The 19,511-nt window shown below is 71.8% G+C and carries 18 protein-coding genes and 1 pseudogene; 16 read left to right on the forward strand and 3 right to left on the reverse strand.

Annotation, left to right across the window (positions count from 1 at the left end; genetic code table 11):
• Positions 1 to 96: 96 nt before the first annotated feature.
• Positions 97 to 2,256: a UvrD-helicase domain-containing protein gene (locus CV1CTNOD_RS22830; protein WP_242606946.1), complete on the forward strand. Its 2,160-nt coding sequence runs from the start codon at positions 97 to 99 to the stop codon at positions 2,254 to 2,256.
• Positions 2,257 to 2,823: 567 nt separating this feature from the next.
• Here the strand turns inward: CV1CTNOD_RS22830 and CV1CTNOD_RS22835 are convergent.
• The gene (locus tag CV1CTNOD_RS22835) at positions 2,824 to 3,060 is read right to left on the reverse strand and encodes a hypothetical protein (RefSeq protein ID WP_131788009.1); all 237 of its coding nucleotides are present in this window, start codon (positions 3,058 to 3,060) and stop codon (positions 2,824 to 2,826) included.
• A gap of 312 nt (positions 3,061 to 3,372) precedes the next feature.
• Between CV1CTNOD_RS22835 and mobF the strand changes: the two genes are divergently transcribed.
• The 4 genes from mobF (at position 3,373) to CV1CTNOD_RS22855 (ending at position 9,614) form a co-directional block, all read left to right on the forward strand.
• Positions 3,373 to 7,404 (forward strand): MobF family relaxase, encoded by a 4,032-nt coding sequence (mobF, locus tag CV1CTNOD_RS27490; RefSeq protein ID WP_278043974.1) that lies wholly within the window; start codon positions 3,373 to 3,375, stop codon positions 7,402 to 7,404.
• Positions 7,405 to 7,655: 251 nt separating this feature from the next.
• A complete protein-coding gene (locus CV1CTNOD_RS22845) occupies positions 7,656 to 8,030 on the forward strand; it encodes a PadR family transcriptional regulator (RefSeq protein WP_047223938.1) in 375 nt (124 codons plus the stop codon).
• Positions 8,027 to 9,391, forward strand: a complete 1,365-nt coding sequence (locus CV1CTNOD_RS22850) for a permease prefix domain 1-containing protein (protein WP_131788011.1) — start codon at positions 8,027 to 8,029, stop codon at positions 9,389 to 9,391. The genes CV1CTNOD_RS22845 and CV1CTNOD_RS22850 overlap by 4 nt, the downstream gene beginning before the upstream one ends.
• A gap of 10 nt (positions 9,392 to 9,401) precedes the next feature.
• Complete coding sequence (locus CV1CTNOD_RS22855; RefSeq protein ID WP_131788012.1) at positions 9,402 to 9,614, forward strand: hypothetical protein; 213 nt, start codon at positions 9,402 to 9,404, stop codon at positions 9,612 to 9,614.
• Between the two features lie 89 nt (positions 9,615 to 9,703).
• Here CV1CTNOD_RS22855 and CV1CTNOD_RS22860 read toward each other — a convergent pair whose 3' ends face one another.
• Both CV1CTNOD_RS22860 and CV1CTNOD_RS22865 read right to left on the reverse strand, forming a co-directional pair.
• Positions 9,704 to 10,579, reverse strand: a complete 876-nt coding sequence (locus tag CV1CTNOD_RS22860; protein ID WP_131788013.1) for a DUF2637 domain-containing protein — start codon at positions 10,577 to 10,579, stop codon at positions 9,704 to 9,706.
• Positions 10,580 to 10,598: 19 nt separating this feature from the next.
• Positions 10,599 to 11,282 carry a hypothetical protein gene (locus tag CV1CTNOD_RS22865; protein ID WP_131788014.1) on the reverse strand — a complete coding sequence of 228 codons (684 nt, stop codon included), beginning with the start codon at positions 11,280 to 11,282 and terminating at the stop codon, positions 10,599 to 10,601.
• A 440-nt stretch (positions 11,283 to 11,722) separates the two neighbouring features.
• Here CV1CTNOD_RS22865 and CV1CTNOD_RS22870 point away from each other — a divergent pair, with 440 nt between their 5' ends.
• The 11 genes and pseudogenes from CV1CTNOD_RS22870 to CV1CTNOD_RS22920 form a co-directional block, all read left to right on the forward strand.
• Positions 11,723 to 12,370: a hypothetical protein gene (locus CV1CTNOD_RS22870; protein WP_131788015.1), complete on the forward strand. Its 648-nt coding sequence runs from the start codon at positions 11,723 to 11,725 to the stop codon at positions 12,368 to 12,370.
• Positions 12,340 to 13,221: a hypothetical protein gene (locus CV1CTNOD_RS22875; protein WP_242606947.1), complete on the forward strand. Its 882-nt coding sequence runs from the start codon at positions 12,340 to 12,342 to the stop codon at positions 13,219 to 13,221. Before CV1CTNOD_RS22870 ends, CV1CTNOD_RS22875 begins: the two co-directional genes overlap by 31 nt.
• Positions 13,218 to 13,892, forward strand: coding sequence for an SAF domain-containing protein (locus CV1CTNOD_RS22880; protein WP_131788016.1), 675 nt, complete (start codon positions 13,218 to 13,220; stop codon positions 13,890 to 13,892). The genes CV1CTNOD_RS22875 and CV1CTNOD_RS22880 overlap by 4 nt, the downstream gene beginning before the upstream one ends.
• A complete protein-coding gene (locus CV1CTNOD_RS22885) occupies positions 13,889 to 15,301 on the forward strand; it encodes an ATPase, T2SS/T4P/T4SS family (RefSeq protein WP_242606948.1) in 1,413 nt (470 codons plus the stop codon). Before CV1CTNOD_RS22880 ends, CV1CTNOD_RS22885 begins: the two co-directional genes overlap by 4 nt.
• The gene (locus CV1CTNOD_RS22890) at positions 15,298 to 16,134 is read left to right on the forward strand and encodes a type II secretion system F family protein (RefSeq protein WP_131788017.1); all 837 of its coding nucleotides are present in this window, start codon (positions 15,298 to 15,300) and stop codon (positions 16,132 to 16,134) included. The genes CV1CTNOD_RS22885 and CV1CTNOD_RS22890 overlap by 4 nt, the downstream gene beginning before the upstream one ends.
• Positions 16,131 to 17,027 (forward strand): type II secretion system F family protein, encoded by an 897-nt coding sequence (locus CV1CTNOD_RS22895; protein WP_131788018.1) that lies wholly within the window; start codon positions 16,131 to 16,133, stop codon positions 17,025 to 17,027. Before CV1CTNOD_RS22890 ends, CV1CTNOD_RS22895 begins: the two co-directional genes overlap by 4 nt.
• 49 nt (positions 17,028 to 17,076) lie before the next feature.
• Entirely contained in the window at positions 17,077 to 17,310 is a 234-nt protein-coding gene (locus tag CV1CTNOD_RS22900; RefSeq protein ID WP_131788019.1) for a hypothetical protein, read from the forward strand.
• Between the two features lie 56 nt (positions 17,311 to 17,366).
• Positions 17,367 to 17,750: a hypothetical protein gene (locus CV1CTNOD_RS22905; protein ID WP_131788020.1), complete on the forward strand. Its 384-nt coding sequence runs from the start codon at positions 17,367 to 17,369 to the stop codon at positions 17,748 to 17,750.
• The gene (locus tag CV1CTNOD_RS25125; protein WP_165485684.1) at positions 17,747 to 18,247 is read left to right on the forward strand and encodes a TadE/TadG family type IV pilus assembly protein; all 501 of its coding nucleotides are present in this window, start codon (positions 17,747 to 17,749) and stop codon (positions 18,245 to 18,247) included. Before CV1CTNOD_RS22905 ends, CV1CTNOD_RS25125 begins: the two co-directional genes overlap by 4 nt.
• The gene (locus tag CV1CTNOD_RS22915) at positions 18,244 to 18,696 is read left to right on the forward strand and encodes a pilus assembly protein TadG-related protein (protein WP_242606949.1); all 453 of its coding nucleotides are present in this window, start codon (positions 18,244 to 18,246) and stop codon (positions 18,694 to 18,696) included. The genes CV1CTNOD_RS25125 and CV1CTNOD_RS22915 overlap by 4 nt, the downstream gene beginning before the upstream one ends.
• A gap of 39 nt (positions 18,697 to 18,735) precedes the next feature.
• Positions 18,736 to 19,511: pseudogene (locus CV1CTNOD_RS22920) on the forward strand (hypothetical protein); the annotation flags it as partial.

Below are 19,511 nucleotides of genomic sequence, written 5' to 3' on the forward strand. Positions count from 1 at the left end.
ACTACCTGCTATGTCGCGCGATGGGCGCTTGGTCGGCTGTACGCGTCGCCCTCTGCCCGGGCCCGGTTCGTTCGACCAGCTCCGGGTCCACCTGGCGTGTTGGACCGAGTGCTCGGGGTGTCCATGGCTTCGCTCGGCTTTGCGCAGAGCTTCTTCAAGCGACTTCCTGATCTCCCGAAGGACGTCCAGAAGCGGCTTCCGGAGCTGCTCGGCAAGTTCGAGGCGGGCACACACGCGGGGCTGCACCTTGAGAAGCCCAACGCGACCGCGGACGAACGTGGACGGACGATCCGGATCAACCAGTTCTGGCGGGGCGTGGTGATGGCGCCCGTCCGGGGTGATCACTACGTCCTGTTCGACATCCTTCCGCACGACGACGCGTACGAGTGGCTGGCGAACCACACGTTCGCGATCAACGGCGCGACGCAGGAAGTCGAGATCGTGAACGTGTCCGCGATGAAGGCCGCGGCGGCCAAGCTCCCCGGAGCGGGAGCGGACCCGTCGCCGGGCATGTTCGACGCCTACGAGGATGCCGTGTTGATGGAGCTCGGCATTGAGCCCAGCTATGTGCCGCTCGTGCGCCGGGCCAGGTCGGACGCCGACCTCGACCTGCTTGCCCAGGCAGTGCCGGGCAGTCAGGTGCAGGTGCTCGAGATGCTCGCCGCGGGCTACACCGTGCGGGAGATCCGGGCCGAGCTTGGGCTGACGGTGGCCGCCGGTGCGGCGGCCAAGGCCTCGCCGGGCGTCCTGGCCTCGCCGACCGTGTTCATCCCGAAGGGCGCCAGAGAACTGCAGGACGCCCTGGACAATCCGCTCGAACAGTGGCGGATCTTCCTGCACCCGTCCCAGCGGCGAATCGCCTACCGCGACAGGTATGCCGGATCCGTGCGGGTCACCGGAGGCGCGGGGACCGGAAAGACAGTCGTCGCGCTGCACCGGGCCCATCACCTGGCCCGCCGACTGCCGGTCGGACCGAAGCACCCGGTTCTCGTCACGACGTTCGTGCGCACACTCGCGGATGACCTTCGCGCGAACCTCGCGTCACTGGACTCGGTGACCGGCGTGGACACGAGTGCTCTGATCGAGGTGACCACGGTCGACGCGCTCGCCCGCCGGGTCGTCACGACGGCCGAGGGCGCAAGCCCGAAAGTGACCGACGACGAGGAGACCCTGACCAGTCTGTGGAGCATGGCGGCGGCGTCGAGCCATGTCCCCTTCCCACCGACCATGCTCCGGCAGGAGTGGGAGAACGTCATCCTGGCCAGGGGTGTCAGGACGCTCGCCGACTATCTGACGGTCTCCCGTGCCGGGCGAGGCCAGGCGTTGACCAAGGCACAACGGGCCGAGGTCTGGACCGCTGTCGAGATCTTCCTCGGCCATCTGCGGAGGGCGGGAGAGCGGACATTCCTCCAGCTCGCCGACGACGCCGCCCGGTACGCCCTCGCGCTGCCCGCCAGCGACCTCCACCCGCATGTCGTCGTCGACGAGGCGCAGGACCTGCACCCGGCCCAGTGGCGGCTGCTGCGCGCGGTCGTGCCCGACGCGCCGGACGACCTGTTCATCGTCGGCGACGCGCACCAGCGGATCTACGACCATCGCGTCGCGCTCACGACTATGGGAATCAACGTGCGCGGTCGGTCCCACCGGCTTCGCCTCAACTACCGGACCAGCGAGGAGATCCTCTCCTTCGCCACCGGCCTCATGACCGGCCAGGCCGTGGACGACCTCGATGGCGGCGAGGACAGTCTGGACGGCTACCGGTCCGCGTTCCGCGGAACGCAGCCGCCGACATTGCGTGGGTACCCGACGCTCGCCGACGAGCTTACGGGGCTTGTCAACACCGTCGGAACCTGGATCCACGGCGGGATCGCGCCGTCGGAGATCGGCATCGCGGCCCGTACCCGCAAGGGCGTCGACGCCGTCGTCGAGGTGCTGCGACCCGGGTTCGAGGTCAGCCCCCTCGACCGGAAGAGCCGCGGCGGCATCGAGGTCGGCACCATGCACCGGATGAAGGGCCTGGAGTACCGGGCGATGGCCGTCGTCGACATCTCGGCGCGATCAGTGCCACTGCCGCACGCGATCACGCCGCCAGCAGTGGATACGGCCGCACATGCCAAGGACACCCTCCGCGAGCTCTGCCTCCTCTACGTCGCCTGCACCCGCGCCCGCGAGTTCTTGTCCATCAGCTGGCACGGGGAACCCAGCCCGTTCCTCTCGCGGCCCGGCGACCGAAGTTCAGGAGCCGACCAGAACTGATTCAAGATTCTCCGGTGATCCTGCCGACCGGTGTCGCCCTGGGGTACGCCCTCCGGCGGCAGGTAGGGCGATCGCGGCGCCACGAAACACCTCCGCGATTCACAGCTCCCGCACGATCCGGACCGAGCTGCGGCGACGCAACAGCGGAACCCGGTAGCTCTGCTGTTCATCCGTCCACACGGAATGGGTCTCTACTGCGGATTCGGTTATCTGCCCGTATCGGCGAACACCGGCCAATTTACGAAAGCTCCTCGACGGTGTCGCGCTGTGCGCGACACCGTCATATGTCCCTTACGGATTTCGTGCCATCCGGTGCCGTTTGATGCACCCCGGTTTCGCCATCCGGAAGCTGCGCGATGACGTGTCATCGCGGCCTACAGCGGATGTATGCGAGGGGTGGGCGCGCTGCTCGGACAGCGTGTTCGGCCAGCCCTGACCGGAGAGACCGGCATCGTCTTTGAACGCGCGCGCCACCGATCATCGGAAAATCGCGTGACTCACAGCCGTTCATGATCAATTTACTCGTGACCCCGCGGGCTGACGCGGAGATGCTGCAGCCGCTCGGGCTCAGGGGGTCTGGCCGGGCAGGGCGATCCAGCGGTCGGGGTCGGTGCCGCCGAGCCAGCGGTCGATGTCCGCGCGCCACCACACCCGGGTGCCGCCCCACGCCCGGGTGCGGTTGACCGTCACGGCCGGGGCGGGCGCGCGGGGATCGGTCCGGAGCCGATGGTCGACGGCCTGCCGCGTCAGGCCGAGGACAGCGGCGATGTCGGAGGACCCCACGAGTAGCGGCGGCTCGTCCACAGGACCTGACGATAACCGGCCCGGCCACGGGTTCAATCCCGGATCCGGTATGGCGGCGACATCCCCGCCGGCACGGGTGGCCCACGACATCACGGCGGCTGACCAGCGGCGATGACTGCCGCGATGAGCGTGGCGATGACCTGTCATCGCCGGTTCAACAGACCCCGTTTCCGATGCCGGTTCCGGTTCGGCCGGCCCGATTCACCCAGCGAGGGACGCGGGCTTCTGGTGCGTCGATGCGCTACCGGATTCCGGGCCGCATCGCGGTGCCGGATTCGCATAATGAGGTGTCCATATGACGGACGGCGAATAGTGATTACCACGGTAAAGGTGCTGGGGCTGCGGGCACGAGACTTCGCCGGTGTCGCCGCGGCTGCCCGACGGGTCGTCGACTACGTCCAGGGCGCCCCGGCCGTCCCCGAAACCGCCCGCGGTGGGCCGGCGGGCTACTACAGCGCTGGGACGGCTCGCGGGCGGGCGCGGGGTTCTGGTGCGGATCTGCTCGGGCTGCGCGGCCGGGTCGATCCGGTGCATTTGCAGCGGCTGCTGTGCGGGTTGCACGCTCGCACCGGACAGCCGGTGCTGCCCGCGACCGGTTCGGCGGGCCGGGCCGCCCTCAGCACGCCGTCGAGCGTCGGCGCCTCGTCGACGACGGGGCAGGGGCAGTGGCAGGCCAAGGATGATGTCCTGACTCTGCGGGAGGCGGCGGCGATCCTCGGGGTCGGGCCGTCCTATCTGCGGCGGCTCGCGCAGCGCACCGCCGCATCCGGCACCGGCACCGGCACCGGCGGACAATCCGACGACCCGGCTGACATGCCGGCCGCGTCGAGCGGCGCGGCGGACACGGACCCGGCGGCCAGCACCAGCGCAACCCAGGGTGGGGAACGGCTGGCGGCGGTCAAGGAGCCGGGGTCGGGCCGGTGGCTGGTCTCCCGGGCCGAGGTGGAACGGTTCGCCGCCGACCGCGAACCCCCGACGGTGGTGATCGGGTTTGATGTGACCTGCGCGGTCCCGAAAAGCATCAGCCTGCTGTGGGCGTTCGGTGACGATGACCTGCGCGCGGACATCGCCGCCGCTCTCGACGCCGGGGTGGACGCGGTCCTCCGCTACCTGGAGCGGCACGCCACCGTCGGCACGGTCGACGGGACCGACCGCCCCGGCCTGGGGCTGGCCGCCGCGTCCTACCGGCATGAGGTGGCCCGCAGCGACGAGGCCCACCTGCACCTCCACACCATCGTCGCGAACGCGGTCGCCGTCCCCGTCCTCGACGACAGCGGCCAGCCCGTCACCGATACGTCCGGGGCGGCGCGGGTGGTGTGGCGGGCGTTGGACGGCGAGGTGTTCCTCACCCATGTGAAAACCGCCGGCTACCTCGGCGCCGCCGCGCTACGCCAGGAACTGGCCCGCCGCCGCGGGCTGCGCTGGGGGCCGGTACGCAACGGGGTCGCGGAACTGGCCGACGTCCCCCGCGGCCTGGTGGAGGCGTTCTCCACCCGCACCGGAGAGATCAACGAGGAGTTCGCCGCGCTCGTCCGGGACGGGTTCACCGCCTCGGCCGCGACCAAGGCCGCGGCGCAACGCGGCTCGCGGGCACCGAAGAAGATTCTCGCCGACGGCCAGGTCCGCGCCGCCCAGCTCACCCGGCTGACCGACGCCGGGTGGACACCCGGACAGGTCCATGCCCTCGGCGCCCGCATCGACCGGACCATCGACCCGCCGACCCCGGCGGACGTCGCCGACCTGGCGGACCGGCTGACCGGCGCGACCGGACTGACCGCCCATACCCCCACGTTCACCGCCCGGGAGGTCGTCCAGCAGGTCGCGGCCTGGGCCGGTGACCGGCTCGACCCCGACGCGATCCTCGACCTCGCCGAACAGACGCTCGCCGACCCGCGGATCGTCCTCGTCGACACCGCCGCCGCCCGCCGGCGCCGCCAACCCGAACCGGTCTACACCACCCTCAACCTGCTCGAGGCCGAGGACAGCCTGCTCGCCCTGGCCCGAGAGGGCCGGGTCGACCACGGCGGCCCCGGCCACCGTCTCCTCACCCCGGACAGCGTGGACCGGCTGCTCGCCGCGGCCACCACCGCACCGGACGCCAGCGGCGCGGATGCCGCGCCGAACTCGCTACCCGACGGCGCGCCCGCGCCGGACGCGCGGCGCGAACCCGGCGCGTCCACACCCGCCCACACCAGCCAGGACAGCCCCGGTGATCGTGGCAGTGGACCATCCGCGCCGCAGCTGTCAGCAGAGCCGCAACTGTCAGCCGAGCAGGTGAACCTGGCCCGCCGCATCCTGACCTCCACCGATCTGCTGCGGCCGGTCATCGGCCCGGCCGGCTCCGGGAAAACCGAGGCCATGCGGCTGGTCACCCGCATCCTCACCGACGCCGGCTACCAGGTCCTCGCCGCCGCCCACGGCGGCCGGCAGACCGAGCAGCTCACCGACCGCCTCGCCGTGCCCGCCCGGGTCGTCGCCGGCTGGCTCACCCTGCTCGACCACACCGACGACCCGGCCACCGTCTGGCCGGCCGGCACCGTGCTCATCCTGGACGAGGCCACCCACGTCGACACCCGCCACGCCGAACGGCTCCTGCGCTACGCCACCCGCACCCACACCGTGATCATCGCGCTGGGGGATCCCGCCCAGCTCGGCGCGGTCGGCGCCGGCGGCTGGTTCGCCCACCTGGTCGCCACCACCCCGGACACCCCCGAACTGACCGTGCTGCACCGCCAGGCCGGCCCGGTCATGGCGCCCGTCCGCGCCGCGCTCACCGGCCTGCGCACCCCCACCCCCGGCGCGGCCCGGCACGCTCTGGACCGGCTCGCCGCCGACGGGCGGATCCGCCTGTGCGACAGCCGCGACGAACTGCTCGCCGCCGTGGTCGACGACTGGTACACCGCATGGCACCACCGGCCGCAGCCCGTCGGCGACGGGGGGACGCCCACCCGGCCGCGGCCGGCGGCGATGCCGGTCATGATGGCCGAAACCCACCACGACATCGAACTGCTCAACCAGGCCGCCCGCGCCCGTCTCACCGCCGACGGCACCCTGACCGGCCCCGCCCTGCACGTCGCCGGCCGCACCTTCCAGGCCGGCGACCAGGTCATCACCCTCACCCAGCACGGCCGCACCCTCGTCCCGGTCGGCAGACCCGCGTCGGCCTACATCCGCACCGGCACCCCCGGCCGGGTCGTCGCCGTCCACCCGCACCCCGACCAACCCGACCGCCAGGCCGTCACCGTCGACTTCCCCGGCAAGGGCCGGGTCCGCATCCCCTGGGCCTATCTGACCCACGCGTTTCCCGACGGCCGCGACGGCGGCCTCGCCCACGGCTACGCCATCACCGCGCACAAAGCCCAGGGCGCCACCATGACCACCGCCCGGCCCGTCGTCACCGACCACACGGGCCGCCCCGGCCTGTACGTCATGCTCTCCCGCGCCAAGACCGATCTGCGCGCCTATCTGATCCGCCGCCACGACCTGGAAAGCAGCGTCGACGACGAGAACTGGCTCCCGATCCTGGACGACACCAGCAGCCCCCTGGAACGGCTTGCCGACCATCTCGACCGCTCCCGACCCGAACGAATGGCCGGCGACCTCGACCCCCTCGCCCACACCGCGGAACGCGACCATCTGGGGCGAATCATCGTGCTCACGGCTGCCCGGGCCGCCAGTCCCGCGGCCGGTGACGGAAGCGACGAACAGGCGGACGGCGACGAGAGCGCGCGGCGGGAAGAAGCGGCCCGCCGGCGGTTGCGGCAGGCCACCAACGATCTGGCCACCACTCGCCTTGCCCTCGCCGCGGCCGAGGACCGCCGTCACCTCCTCCGCACCGGCCGGACCGGCGACGACAATTCCGGCGGCGACGCGGCGGCTCTGCGTCGTCGCGTCGCGCACGCCGAAGACGCGGTCATCCTCGCGCGGACCATTCACACAGCGGTACATACCAGGACGAATAGCGCCGACCGGGATGCCCCCCACGCCGCGCTCCGCGACCGACGACGGCTCCTCGACGCCGCCCTGGACCGCCAGGTCGACCACGCCCGCCTGCGCGCCGCCCACGAACCCGCCGGCTACCTGATCGACCTCCTCGGACCCCGCCCCACCGACCCGGCAGACGCCGACACCTGGGACCGCAACGCCCACACCGTCGAGCGCTACCGCCACCACTCCCTGGGTCTCACCTATGGAACCCCCGCCACCCCCGGCGACGGCACACCCCTGCAGCAGGCCGTCGGCCCCCCACCCGACGACCCGATCCGCCACGCCCTCTACCAGCACCTCCGACAGCACCTCCGACAAAACAAGGTCGCTCAACCAGACCTGGAACCTGGCATCTGACTGAGATCCGCCAGTGCCAGGCGATGTTGGGGGTTCGTTACACGCCCTGCCCCCAGCCACCTGTTGGCCGGAGGCAAACGTGCGGGTCACCGACCACATTGGGTTCTGAAGCCCAGCTGGCTCGGGCGGTCGACCATCATCCAGCCGTAGCCGCGACCGATACCTAGTAGTACTATGCAACGCACTGCTAGGGTTTCCCGCTCGAATCCAGTCCAGAGCCCGGGCGGGGAGATCGAACGGAGTGAGGCCTGGTGAAGGTCGCCAAGGATCTGGTGGCCGCCTCGGCGACGCCGATGGTGCTCGGCATCCTGGCCGAGGGGGAAAGCTACGGCTACGCGATCCTCAAACGGATCCACGAGCTGTCCGGCGGCGAGCTGGACTGGACCGAGGGTCTGCTGTACCCGCTGCTGCACCGGCTTGAGCGCCTCGGCTGTGTGGAGGCGACCTGGCGGTCGGCGACCGGCGAGCGGCGGCGCAAGTACTACCGCATCACCGACAAGGGCCGGGCCGAGCTGGCCGAGCAGCGCCGCCAGTGGGACACGGTGGTGGGCGCGCTGCGGGACATCTGGCTCGACCCACACGACCGCGGGACGCTGCCAGCGATCCCGCTGGAGGGCCTGGCATGACCGCGCCGGACAGCTCCGTCGAGCTGGAGTCGCAGTTCGCGCAGTGGCGGCGCTACGTGCAGCGCCGCCGCGAGCTGGCGCAGCCCGACGCCGACGAGCTGGAGGACCACCTGCGCGGCTCCGTCGACGCGCTCGTTGCGGCCGGGCTGAGCACGGACGAGGCGTTCCTGGTCGCGGTGAAACGGATGGGCAGCCTCGACGAGCTGTCGCGCGAGTTCGCCCGGGAGCACTCGGAACGGCTGTGGAAGCAGCTGGTGCTGACCGGTAGCGGGACCGTGGACGCCCGGTCGCGCAGGGACCTGCGGGCGCTGGTCCTCTGCGCGGTTGGCGCCGCGGTGTCGGTCCGGGTGCCGGAGCTGTTCGGGGTGAGCCTGGAGCACGACGGCGCGTTCTACGGGCCGAACGTGGGCGTTCTCGTGCTGCCCTGGCTGGCGGGTTTCCTCGCCTGGCGCCGCCAAGTCCGGCGCTCGCTGGTCGGGGTGCTGGTCGCGCTGTTCGTGCTCGGCGCCGTGGCGGCCAACGTCTACCCGCTGGCCGCCACGTCGCAATCGGTGGTGGTCACCAGCATCCACCTCCCGATCGCGCTGTGGCTCGTGGTCGGTCTGGCCTACGCGGGCGACGAATGGTGCTCGTCGCGCCGGCGGATGGACTTCATCCGGTTCACCGGCGAGTGGTTCGTCTACTTCGTGCTCCTCGCGCTCGGTGGCGGCGTGCTCATCGCATTCACGGCCGGCACCTTCAAGGCGATCGGGATCGACCCGGAGGTGTTCCTCGCGCAGTGGCTCCTCCCCTGCGGCGCAGCGGCCGGTGTCGTTGTCGCCGCGTGGCTCGTCGAGGCGAAGCAGAACGTGGTCGAGAACATCGCGCCGGTGCTCACCCGGCTGTTCACCCCGCTGTTCACCGCCGTGCTGCTCGCCTTCCTCGTCGCCGTCGTCTGGACCAGCTCCGGCATCGACGTCGAGCGGGAGGCGCTGATCCTGTTCGACCTGCTGCTGGTAGTGGTGCTGGGGCTGCTGCTCTACTCGATCTCGGCCCGCGACCCGCTGGCGCCCGCCGGCCCGTTCGACCGGCTGCAGCTGGCCCTTGTGGTGAGCGCGCTGGCCATCGACGTGCTGGTGTTACTGGAGATCACCGGGCGGATCACCGAGTTCGGCACCACCCCGAACAAGGCCGCGGCTCTCGGTGAGAACGTCCTCCTGCTGGCCAACCTCGCCTGGTCGGCGTGGCTGCTGCTGGGGCTGGTCCGCCGGCGCACCCCGTTCGCGGCCCTCGAACGCTGGCAGACCGGCTATCTGCCGGTGTACGCGGCGTGGGCGTGGATCGTGGTCCTCGCCTTCCCGCCCCTGTTCGGCCACGTCTGATCGACTGCGCATGAGCCCGCCCAGGCTGGCTGAGTACGTCCGCCGGGCAATGTTGCGTTCGGAGGAAGCGGCGCATGCCAGCGGTCCGGTGAGCGGCGGCCACATGGCGTGGGCGAGTTTGGTGAACGCGACGGCAGTGACCGTCGCCCTCGCACGGCTACCCGCCCTGCCCCAGCCACCTGACCAGCAGGCTCTTCCCCCCACGACACCATCCAGGCCATGAACCCGGCGCGACAACCGGCTCTGCGCTCACCCACCGAAGGAGAGTACCGGCCGGTGAGGAAACAGGGTCGCGGTGGAGGCACGGCAAGATCAAAGCTGGGATGAAGTCCGGGTGAGTGGCCCGCGGCGGTCGGTGGCGCGGATTTCGGCGATGTAGCGGCGGGCGGTTCCCTCGTGGAGGCCGATGCGGGAAGCGAACTCGCGGGCGAGAGCGTAGGCGCTGCGGGGGTCGTCAGGCGGGACGTCAGCGACGAGCGCGCACAGCCGTTCACGTTTGGCGCCCCTTCGACGAGGTCGATCGTCCCGATGGATGGGTATGACATCCGAATCCCGGACTTCGTCTGGATCTCGGGTTTCGGCGGTCACCTGACCGCCGCTCGACGCGTCGGCTGCATCCGCGCCCTGCCTGGTATCAGATGTGTCCCGGCCGCTGTCGGCGTCCGTCGTCGCGGACGGCGGTGTCTCGAGCGGGCCTGCGTCCTTCCCGTCCATGTCTGCTTCGGCTGCGCCGACCTGGTTGGGGACGTCCTGGGTTGCGGGATGTCCGCTGTCGCGGATCTGCCGGATCAGTAGCTCGTAGGCGCCGATCAGCGCGGCGGACGGCCAGGCCGCGATGATCCGGGCGGTGAGCTGTGGCTCGGCGTGGATGACGTTCGCCGCGAGGCTCGCCACCGAGCCGAGAACCAGGAGGGCGTACGCCAGCCGCGGGGGTTTCCGCCCCGAGCGGCTGGCGCTGAGCATGCTCATGGACGCGGCCACGATGAGTCCGTCGACGGACAACGGGATGACCGCCGCGTTCAACGCGTCCTCGCCGTGTTCCAGCGCGACCGCGCGCATGTGCCGGTAGCTGACAAGGGCGGCGATGCCGGCGACGGCGACCACGGCCGTGATCGTCGCCCAGCGGATCCGCCGCTCGCCCCGGTCGGCCTGACCGGGCGCCGGTGAGGGCTGTGTCTCGGACCTCATGTCGCGTTGCACGGTGGGCCTACCAGGCGAGGAAGTCGGACAGGGCCAGGAGCCGGCGGCCGTACCAGCCGTCCTCGGGGGGCGCGAAGCGCATCAGCGCACCGAGTTCGGTGGACAGCCGGGCGTCCAGGGTGGTGAACCGCTGGTCAGCGTTGTAGTCCACGCTCGCCAGCGGTTGTCCGCCGCGGTCGAGCACGGCGAGCAGGGTGGTGTAGCCCGGGGCACCCTCAGGATCCTGGACGCAGTCGATCTCGATCAACACCGCCTGCGGATAGGCGCGGATCACCGCACGGGTGGCGCGGTGGGCGTAGATGTTGATCAGCCGGCGTCGACCGCGGTCGTAGGCTGCCTGGGCCTCCCGCAGCCGCAGATCGTCGGCCGGCGGGGTGAGCGGCGGCAGCCCCGTGGACAGCCACGGGTCCACGGCCGCTGGATCGGCCGTCGGAGCGGCCGGTGGGTGCTCGTCACCGGGGTGAGCGGGCTGGCTGCCGGGGATCGAGGAGGCGGGCAGGTTCCGGGTGACGCGGCTCAGGGCGTCGGCGAGCGTCAGGGCGTCCTGTCGGGTGAGGAACGCCGCGGACACGCCGGTCCGGAGCGGGTCGATGCGCAGCAGCAGCGTCGCGCCGTTCCCCGCCACCGGCTGCCGGCGGACGAGAACCTGGGTGTCGTCGTGGCTGGTGCGCAGGACGAAATTGTCGGACATCGTCGGCTCCCTCGGGTGCGTGAGCGGTGGGAGCGGTCCGCGCGGCCGCGCGATGCTCCCCTACTCATCAGGGCGCTCGCGCGCCAGCTGACGGTCCCCCACGGGTTTCCGTGCCGCGTGGTGTCGACGTATACCGGCTGATCTCGCTCATCCGGTGCGTAATACCCAAGAACCCAGAAAACCCTACAATCGCGGAGCGCGGTGTGGTACGAACAGTGGCGTACCGATAGCTCTCCCGCGATGGTGGCCAGCATGATGGTGATCGAATTTTCCTGTCCGTCCCCACCGGCTCCCACAATCAGGATCTTCTTCGTGGTATGACAAACCGTCCCGGCCTGTCGGGTCTCTGAACACGGGCGCTTTCTCGCGGATCAAGATGGTCACGGACGGGTCCCGGCGGCTCGATGACGGGGTTCGTTCTCGTCGTGTGGAGTTGCGTAATGCCCTGCCCTCGCTTTCTGCTCTCCCGGCTGCCGCTAATAGGTGTGACGATTGCCTGTCTGTTCCTCGGGTCGATGGGATGCGGGGGTGGAACCTCGACGCCCGGCCCGGTGGCCAGCGGCCTTCCGGCGACGTCCGTATCCCGGGCGAGTACTCCCAGCCCCGATCCCGCATCACAGATTCGGACACAGATCGCCGCGGCGCAGGAGGGTTTCTACCGCTCCTATCTCGCGGCGGTCGCTGCTCCTGGCGACCGGTCCCGGGTCGACGACCTGCTCGCCCGCTACACCCCGCAGGCACCGGCCCGGGCGGATGTGGCGAGCTGGATGGCGGGGCTGGCCAGCCGGCGCGTTGCCGGCCGGGCCGGCCCGGAGAGCTATTACGTGATCGAGAAATTCGCGATCGAAAACCCATCGCCGCAGGGCCGGGTGATTGCAACGGTCTGCGGATACGACGACGGTGTCCTGTATGACGCGGTGAACAGAGCACCGGACGGACACGAGATCGTCATCAGCGACAAACCGGTGAGCGAGCGCACCCGGGTTACCTGGGTCGAACAGGACACCTGGAAGATCGACAGCGTTCAGACCGTGGACACCTGGGAGGGGGTGAACCGGTGTCCCCCACGCGGTTCGGGCTCCTCGTGACCGGAGCATCTATTACCTTGTGGTTACTCCTGTCAGCGACCACCGCGACGGCCGGAATCGGCTGGACCAACGATCGTGGCATTACGACCGGCAAGGTATCCGCCGATCAGGCATTGCAGGAACTGCTGAGTTCGATCACGACCGCGGGCCAGGACGACGTGCCGCGATCGTCCGGGGCGGCACCGGTATGCCGATGGGTGCCGGGGTACGAAGCGGCACGCAACCTGCGGCCGGAAAGCGTGAAACTGATCCCGGTGATGGACCGGGTGGACCCCGACGGGACCCGCTCGCGGTTCTACGGGCGGGTGTGTGACGGCGGGGTGGCGGCCTGGCAGTGGCTGCGGGTACCGGACGCGGCTGATCTGGTCGCGGGCGCGTCAGCGGAGATCCGTCGTAAGCTGACCCTCCCCCACGGCGTGTTCTCTCCCGCCGTGACGGCGGGATCGGTGGTGGCGAACGTCCCGGTCTGGTTCGCCGTTCCCGGCCAGTGGGCGCCGGTGGTGGCGACCGCGGCGATCCCGGGTGCCGCCGTCACCGTGACCGCCACCCCGCAGAGGCTGGAGTTCAAGCCCGGTGACGGCACCCCGCCGGTGTCGTGTGTCGGGCCGGGGCCGGTGTTCACCACCGGGATGCCCGAGCCGGATCGTCCGCCGGCCTGCTCCTACACCTATCGGGACGCGTCCACCGCCGCGCCGGACGGGCGGGCCTGGCCGGCCGCACTGACGATCCACTGGCAGGTCGGCTGGGCGGCGTCGAACGGAGAGACCGGCACGCTCGCACCGTTGACGACCACCACGAACGTCCCGGTCGTGGTCGGGCAGATCCAGGCGATCGAACGGGCCGGCCGATGACCGTGACCAGGACGGGAACCGGATGGCGGCCGGATCTTCCCCTGAACGACACGCCCCGGCCCCAGCGGGCACACGGGCCGCGGTCCCGCCGGTCGATGAACGCGGCGTTCGCTCTCCTCCTGATGGTCGTCGGTGCGGGTGGGGCGGTGTGGTTCGCCACGGACGATCGGCCGCAGGTGGACGTGGTGACGCTGGCCCGGCCGCTGCCGCGCGGGCATGTGGTGACCCCGTCGGATCTGGCCGTGCTGCGGGTCACCGTGGACGGCGGCACCGTCCGGCTGACCACCCCGCAGGTCGCCCGCCAGGCCCTCGTCGGTAAACCGCTGCTGCTGGACCTGCCGGCGGGGACGCTGGTGGCCCCGGAGATGGTCGGCTCGACCGCCCCGTCCGCTGGCCTGGTCACTCTCGGGGTCAAGGTTCCCGAGGATGGGCTGCCGTCTTCGGCGCTGCGCCCGGGCGAACCGGTGGACGTCCTCGGTTTCGACCCGGCCACCGGAACGGCGGAAATCCTGGTCCGCGGGGTCACCGTCACCGAGATCAGCCGACCAGCGACCGACGACCGTGGCGGGGACACCGTGGTGTACCTGGCGGTGCCGGAGCAGGCGGCCGGCGCGGTGGCTGCGGCGGCCGGCGGCGAGCGGGGTGTGCGCCTGCTCGGTGGCGGCCGATGACCCGCCCACCCGCCACGAGCTGGACACCGGGCCAGCATGTTCCCGCCGGCCCGGTGGGCCTGCTCCCGGCCGGTCAGCAGCACGGCTATCAGGACGCGATGGCCGTTCACGACCTTGTCTCGACCATCACCGCGGAAGTGAACCGGCGGCTGGCCGAGGCCCGCCGGGACGGGAACCGGCCGAGTTCCGCGGACCAGGCCGCGATCGTCGAGCAGGTCATCGCCGAGCATCTCGCGCTGGCCCGGCACCGCGGCGCGATCGACGGCCGGCCCCCGCTCGATCCCGGATCGGAAGAGGAGGTCCGGCTGCGGGCCCGGCAGGCACACTCCCCGCTCGGGCCGCTCGGCCCGCATCTGGCCGGCCGGCAGTGGAGCGACGTCGAGGTCAACGGCGCCGTCAACATGATCTGTACCGAGCGGGTCGGCGGCACGCGCGCCGAGTTCCCGTCCCCGTTCGCCACCGACGGCGAGGCGTTCGAATGGGTCGCCGAACAGGCCGCCCTGGCCGGCCGGCGGTTCGACGAGTCCAACCCGTCGGTGCGCTTCCGGACCGCCGGTGGCGTGCGCATCCACGCGATCAGCCGGGTCACCAGCATCACCCACATCGACTGCCGGATCTACCTGCCCGGCCTCGACCGGCTCGACGGCCTGGCGGCCGCCGGAATGTTCAACGCGGACGTCCACGCCGTGCTGGAGGGCAGCGCGGCGCTGCGGGAACCCGTCGGGCTGGTCATCTCCGGGGGCACCGGGGCGGGCAAGACCACCCTGCTGCGGGCGTGGGCGAACGCCCACCCCGACCCGCTCGTCCTGGACCGGGTCGTCACCGTCGAGGACGAGCAGGAGCTGTTCCTGCCCCCGGCGCGCTTCCGCAACCTGGTGGCCTTCGAGGCCCGGGAGGCCAACGTCGACGGCAAGGGCGAGTACTCCATGGAGCGCTACCTCACCGAGAACCTGCGCCGCCAGACCCCATATCGGGTCCTGCTCGGTGAACTCAAACCGGACGGCGGGGTGCTGCCGCTGCTGCTCGCGGTCGGCCAGGGCATCGCGCAGGGGGTGGCCACCACCGTGCACGCGCCCAGCGCCGAGGACGTCATCCACCGGCTGCGCACCTACGCGGCCCTCGGCACCCGCCACGTTCCGGACACCACCGTGCTGGAGACGATCGCGGCCACCGTCGACCTGGTCGTGCACGTCGCCCGCGTGGGCGGCCGACGGGTGGTCACCGCGATCCGGGAGTACGTCGACTACCGGGACAGTGTGGTGACCTCCACGGAACTGTGGCGCTGGCATCCGGCCGCCGGCCAGGCGGTCCGTACCGACCGGGAGATGAGCGAACGGCTCACCGCCAAACTGCTCACCGCCGGGGTCGATCCGGCCGTCCTGCACCGCCGGACGGGGGATTTCTGGTGAGCCCCGGCCTGCGATTCGCCGCGCTCGTGCTGTCCGGGGCCACGGTCGGCGCCGGGGCATGGCTGCTGATCACCGCCCCGCAGGGCGGGCCGCTGCCTATCCGTGCCTTCGTCCGGAGAATGCCGGCGGGCGCCTGGCGGCCGGTGGCGCTCGGCACCGGGATGGGTCTGGTCGGCGGGACGGCGGTCGGGATGCCCGTCCTCGCGCTGCTGACCGGCGGAGCGGTCTGGGTCGCCCTGGAGATCCGCCGCGGGCCGAACATACCCGCGCAGAACGCCCTCGGGGACGCGGTCGCGACCTGGTGCGAAACCGTCCGGCAGGAACTCGGCGCCGGCCAGCCGCTACGCGCCGCGGTCGCCGCCTCCTGTGCCCTGCCGCCTCCTGCGCTTGCCCACCCGTTGCGGCGGTTGGCCGCCGCGCTGGACGGCGCCCCGCTGCCCGATGCGCTGCAGAGGTTCCGCGCCGAGGTCGACCATCCCGCGGTCGGCGCGGTCGTGACCGCGCTCACCCTCGCCTACCGGCACGGCGCCGGCGACCTGGCCCAGCTCATGGCCGAACAGGTCGACAGCACCCGGCACCGGGTCGCGGTCCTGCGCGACACTCACGCCGCCCGGGCGAAATACCGCCGGTCCATGGTGCTGCTGCTCGCCCTGTTCGCCGTGTCCGTACTCGGCCTGCTCGCCGCCTGGCCCGCGCTGCTCGACCCCTACCGCACCGCCGTCGGCCAACTCGTCCTCGCCGGGATCATCACTCTGGTGCTGGGCGCCGTCCGCACCCTGATCCGGCTGTCCCAGCCGCCGCCGATACCCGACTTCTTCACCGCCCGCCCATGAGCAGCCTGCCGACCACCGTGCTGCCCGCGCTGTGCGGGGCGTTGGCCGGCGCGGGTGTCTTCCTCACCGTCCGCACGCTGCTCCCAGCCCCCAGCGGCGGTGAGAGTCGGGCTGATCGGGCGGGTAGCACTCCGGCCGCCGCGGCCGGGTGGGCGGCCTGGATCATCGCAGCCCTCACCCGGTTGGCGGGTCAGACCCGGACCCGCCGCCTCCTACTCGCTGATGATCTGGCCTTGGCCGATCGGGATCAAGTCGCTCACACCGCCGTGCGGATCGGCCGTGGCCTTGCCGGCAGCACGGTTATGGCGGCCTTGGCTGCGGGCGCTGCCGCCGCCGGCCTCGGCCTGCCGTTCCTGCTGCTCCCCGCCGGCTGCCTGTTCGGCGGGCTGCTCGGTGTCCTGTCCGCCGACCGGCCCGTCCGCCGGCTCGCCGCGGCCCGCCGGCAGGAAACCCGGCTCGCGGTCGCCGCGTTCATCGATCTGCTCCGCATCCTGCTCGTCGGTGGCCTCCCGCTGCACGCGGCCCTGACCGCCGCCGTCGACAGCGGTGGGGGCTGGGCCTTCGAGCAGATCCGTGACGCTCTGGACTGGGCCCGCACGCACCGGGTTGCCCCCGACGCGGGCCTGGACCGGCTCGCCACCCGCATTCCCGCCCCGGAGTTCACCGACCTGCGCCTGACCATCAGCTCGGCGCTGCGGGGCGCCTCCCCGGTGCAGGCGCTCCAGTCCAAGGCGGTGCACATGCGCGCGGCCGAAGCCGCCCAGGCCCGCACCGAATCCGCGACCGCGGACGCCGAGATGGAACTGCCCGCCGCCGTGGTCGCCCTGGCGTTCGTCGCGTTCCTGACCTTCCCCCTACTGATGATCCTTACCAGGACCGGAACCGGCCTCTGACCCCCCGCTGCCCTGCTGCCACCGCGGACGCCTCCCCCAAGGAGTGATCATGATAGGACGGATCGGGCTCTGGCTGGCCCTGACCCGGCTGTGGCTGTCCACCTTCCTGCACCAGCTCGCCACGACCCGCCGGGACGACCGCGGTGACAGCCCGGTGTCCACCGCGGTCATCGTCGTCGGTCTCGTTCTCATCGCCGGCATCGTCGTCGCGATCATCCGGGAGAAAGCCATCGACACCGCGAACAACATCTGCACCAACGCCGACCCCACCACCTGCAAATAGCACCCCTGCGACGATGCGCACGCGCACCTCAGGCGGAAGCCGGCGCAGCCGCCGGTATGACGACCGGCACGGCCGGACGCCGACGCGACGACGCCGGCAGCGCGACCGAACTCGCCATCGTGATGATCGGCGTGTTCGGCCTGCTCACCCTCATCCTGCTGTTCGGGGTGCGCTGGCTGGCCCTCCAGGCAGCCGACGCCGCGGCCACGCGCAGCCTGGAGATCGCCCAGTCCGTGGACGGCACCACCGAGGACGCCCGCGCGGTCGCCGTCACCCTGGCCACCTCCAGCCGTGTCGTCACCGGCGTCGACGTCGACGTCACCGGCACGACCAGCAGCGTGACCGTGGCCGTGACCGCCCGCACCGTGCTCGGAGACACCGTCCACCGCGCCGCCACCGGCCCCCGGCTGCGCTACATCCCCGACGACACCCGCCGATGAACCGCCAGGCGACAACCCGCTCCAGGAGCCACGGGCTCAGGGGCCGCGGGTTCAGGGAGCCCGGGTTCAGGGGCCGCGGGCGATTCGGGGAACACGGTAGGGACGACCGGGGGTCGTTCGCGGTCGAACTCGCCACCGGCGCCGGCATCTTCATACTCGCGATGGCGATCCTCGCCGTCGCCGTCCAGACCCGTCAGGCCAGCGACGCGGTGGGCCAGGCCGTCCGGGAGGCCGCCCGCGCCGTCTCCCTGGCCGCCAGCCCCACCGACGCCGCCCAGCAGGCCGACGTCACCGCCCGCACCACCCTGGCCGGCAGCGGATGCGCACCCGACAGCATCAGCCTGCGCACCGACACCGCCGACTTCCGCCCCGGCGGATGGGTCACCGTCACCGCCCGCTGCCGCGTCGACCTGCTCCTGGGTCCCTCCCGCTGGGTCGACAGCACCGCCGACGAGATCATCGACCGGTTCCGCGGCGGGATCGGCAGCCGCCCATGAACCCTCCAGCCAGCCCCCTCCCCGACGCGACGGACCGCCGGACCACCAGACGGCGCGGGACATCCGACGAAGGCGCGATCAGCCTGATGCTCGCGGTCCTGTTCCTCGGCGCGGTCATCCTCGCCGGACTCATCACCGACGCCGGCCGTGTCCTGCACGCCACCACCAGCGCGTCCGACCTCGCCGGCAAAGCCGCCCGCGTCGGCGCCCAGCAGATCACCCTCACCAGCATCCGCGCCGGACAGCCCCGGCTCGACCCGGCCGCCGCCGACACCGCTGCCCGCGCCTACCTCACCCGTCACCAGGCCACCGGCGAGGTCACCACCGCCGACGACACCGTCACGGTCACCGTGACCCTCCACGTCCCCTACCTGTTCCTGACCATGTCCGGACGCACCGGCGAGACCGTCACCCAGACCCGGTCCGCCGTCGCCGTCCATGGCCCCTGACCCGTCCCGGGGATGATCCGTCGACAGGAGCCAACCGCCATGAACACCCGCACCGCTCACCCCTCCCGGCAGCGTCCCGGCCGCTCCTACACGCCGCGGTCGGCCACGGTCCGGCCGCGGCCGGGTGCGGCCCTGCGCGGTGTCGTCGCGCTGCTCGGCCTTGTCGCGTTCCTCGTCGCGGTCCCGCTCCTGCTGTGGATGTGGCGGCACAACCCGCTGCCCACCACCTTCGAGCCGCACCGCTGGTGGGAGCTGACCACCCGCGGATTCGTCCACCCCGACGTCCCCCCGAACGTCATCGCCGCCGCCGGATGGATCACCTGGGCGTGGCTCACCCTGTGCATCCTCTGGGAAATCGCCATCCACGCGGCCGGTCGCCGGTCGCGCCACGCCCCCGACGAGCCGGACTGGACGCGCGGCGCGCCCACGCGCCGCGCGTCCGTCCCTGGTGCGGCGCGAATCCGGCGCGCCGCGCCGGCACCCGCGCCGCTACGTCACCTCGCCAGCCACTGGGTCGCCAGCGCGGCGGTCGCGTTGACCCTGCTGTCCTCGCGCACGGCGGCGGTGACCCCGACGTCCACGACCACCACCCAGCCGGCGGTCACCATCACCGCAGCCGCCACATCGGCTGATCCGGCGGCCGGGTCGACCGCTTCCGGATGGACGCCGGTGGCTGTCACGGACGATCAGCCGGAGCTTTACCGCTGCGGCCCCTACGACACCCTGCGCTCCCTCGCCGACGAGCATCTCGGCGACCCCGACCGCTGGACCGACATCCGCGACGCCAGCATCGGCGTCCCCCAACCCGACGGCAC

This window comes from Protofrankia symbiont of Coriaria ruscifolia, assembly GCF_900634745.1.
In the GTDB taxonomy this organism is placed as follows: domain Bacteria; phylum Actinomycetota; class Actinomycetes; order Frankiales; family Frankiaceae; genus Protofrankia; species Protofrankia californiensis.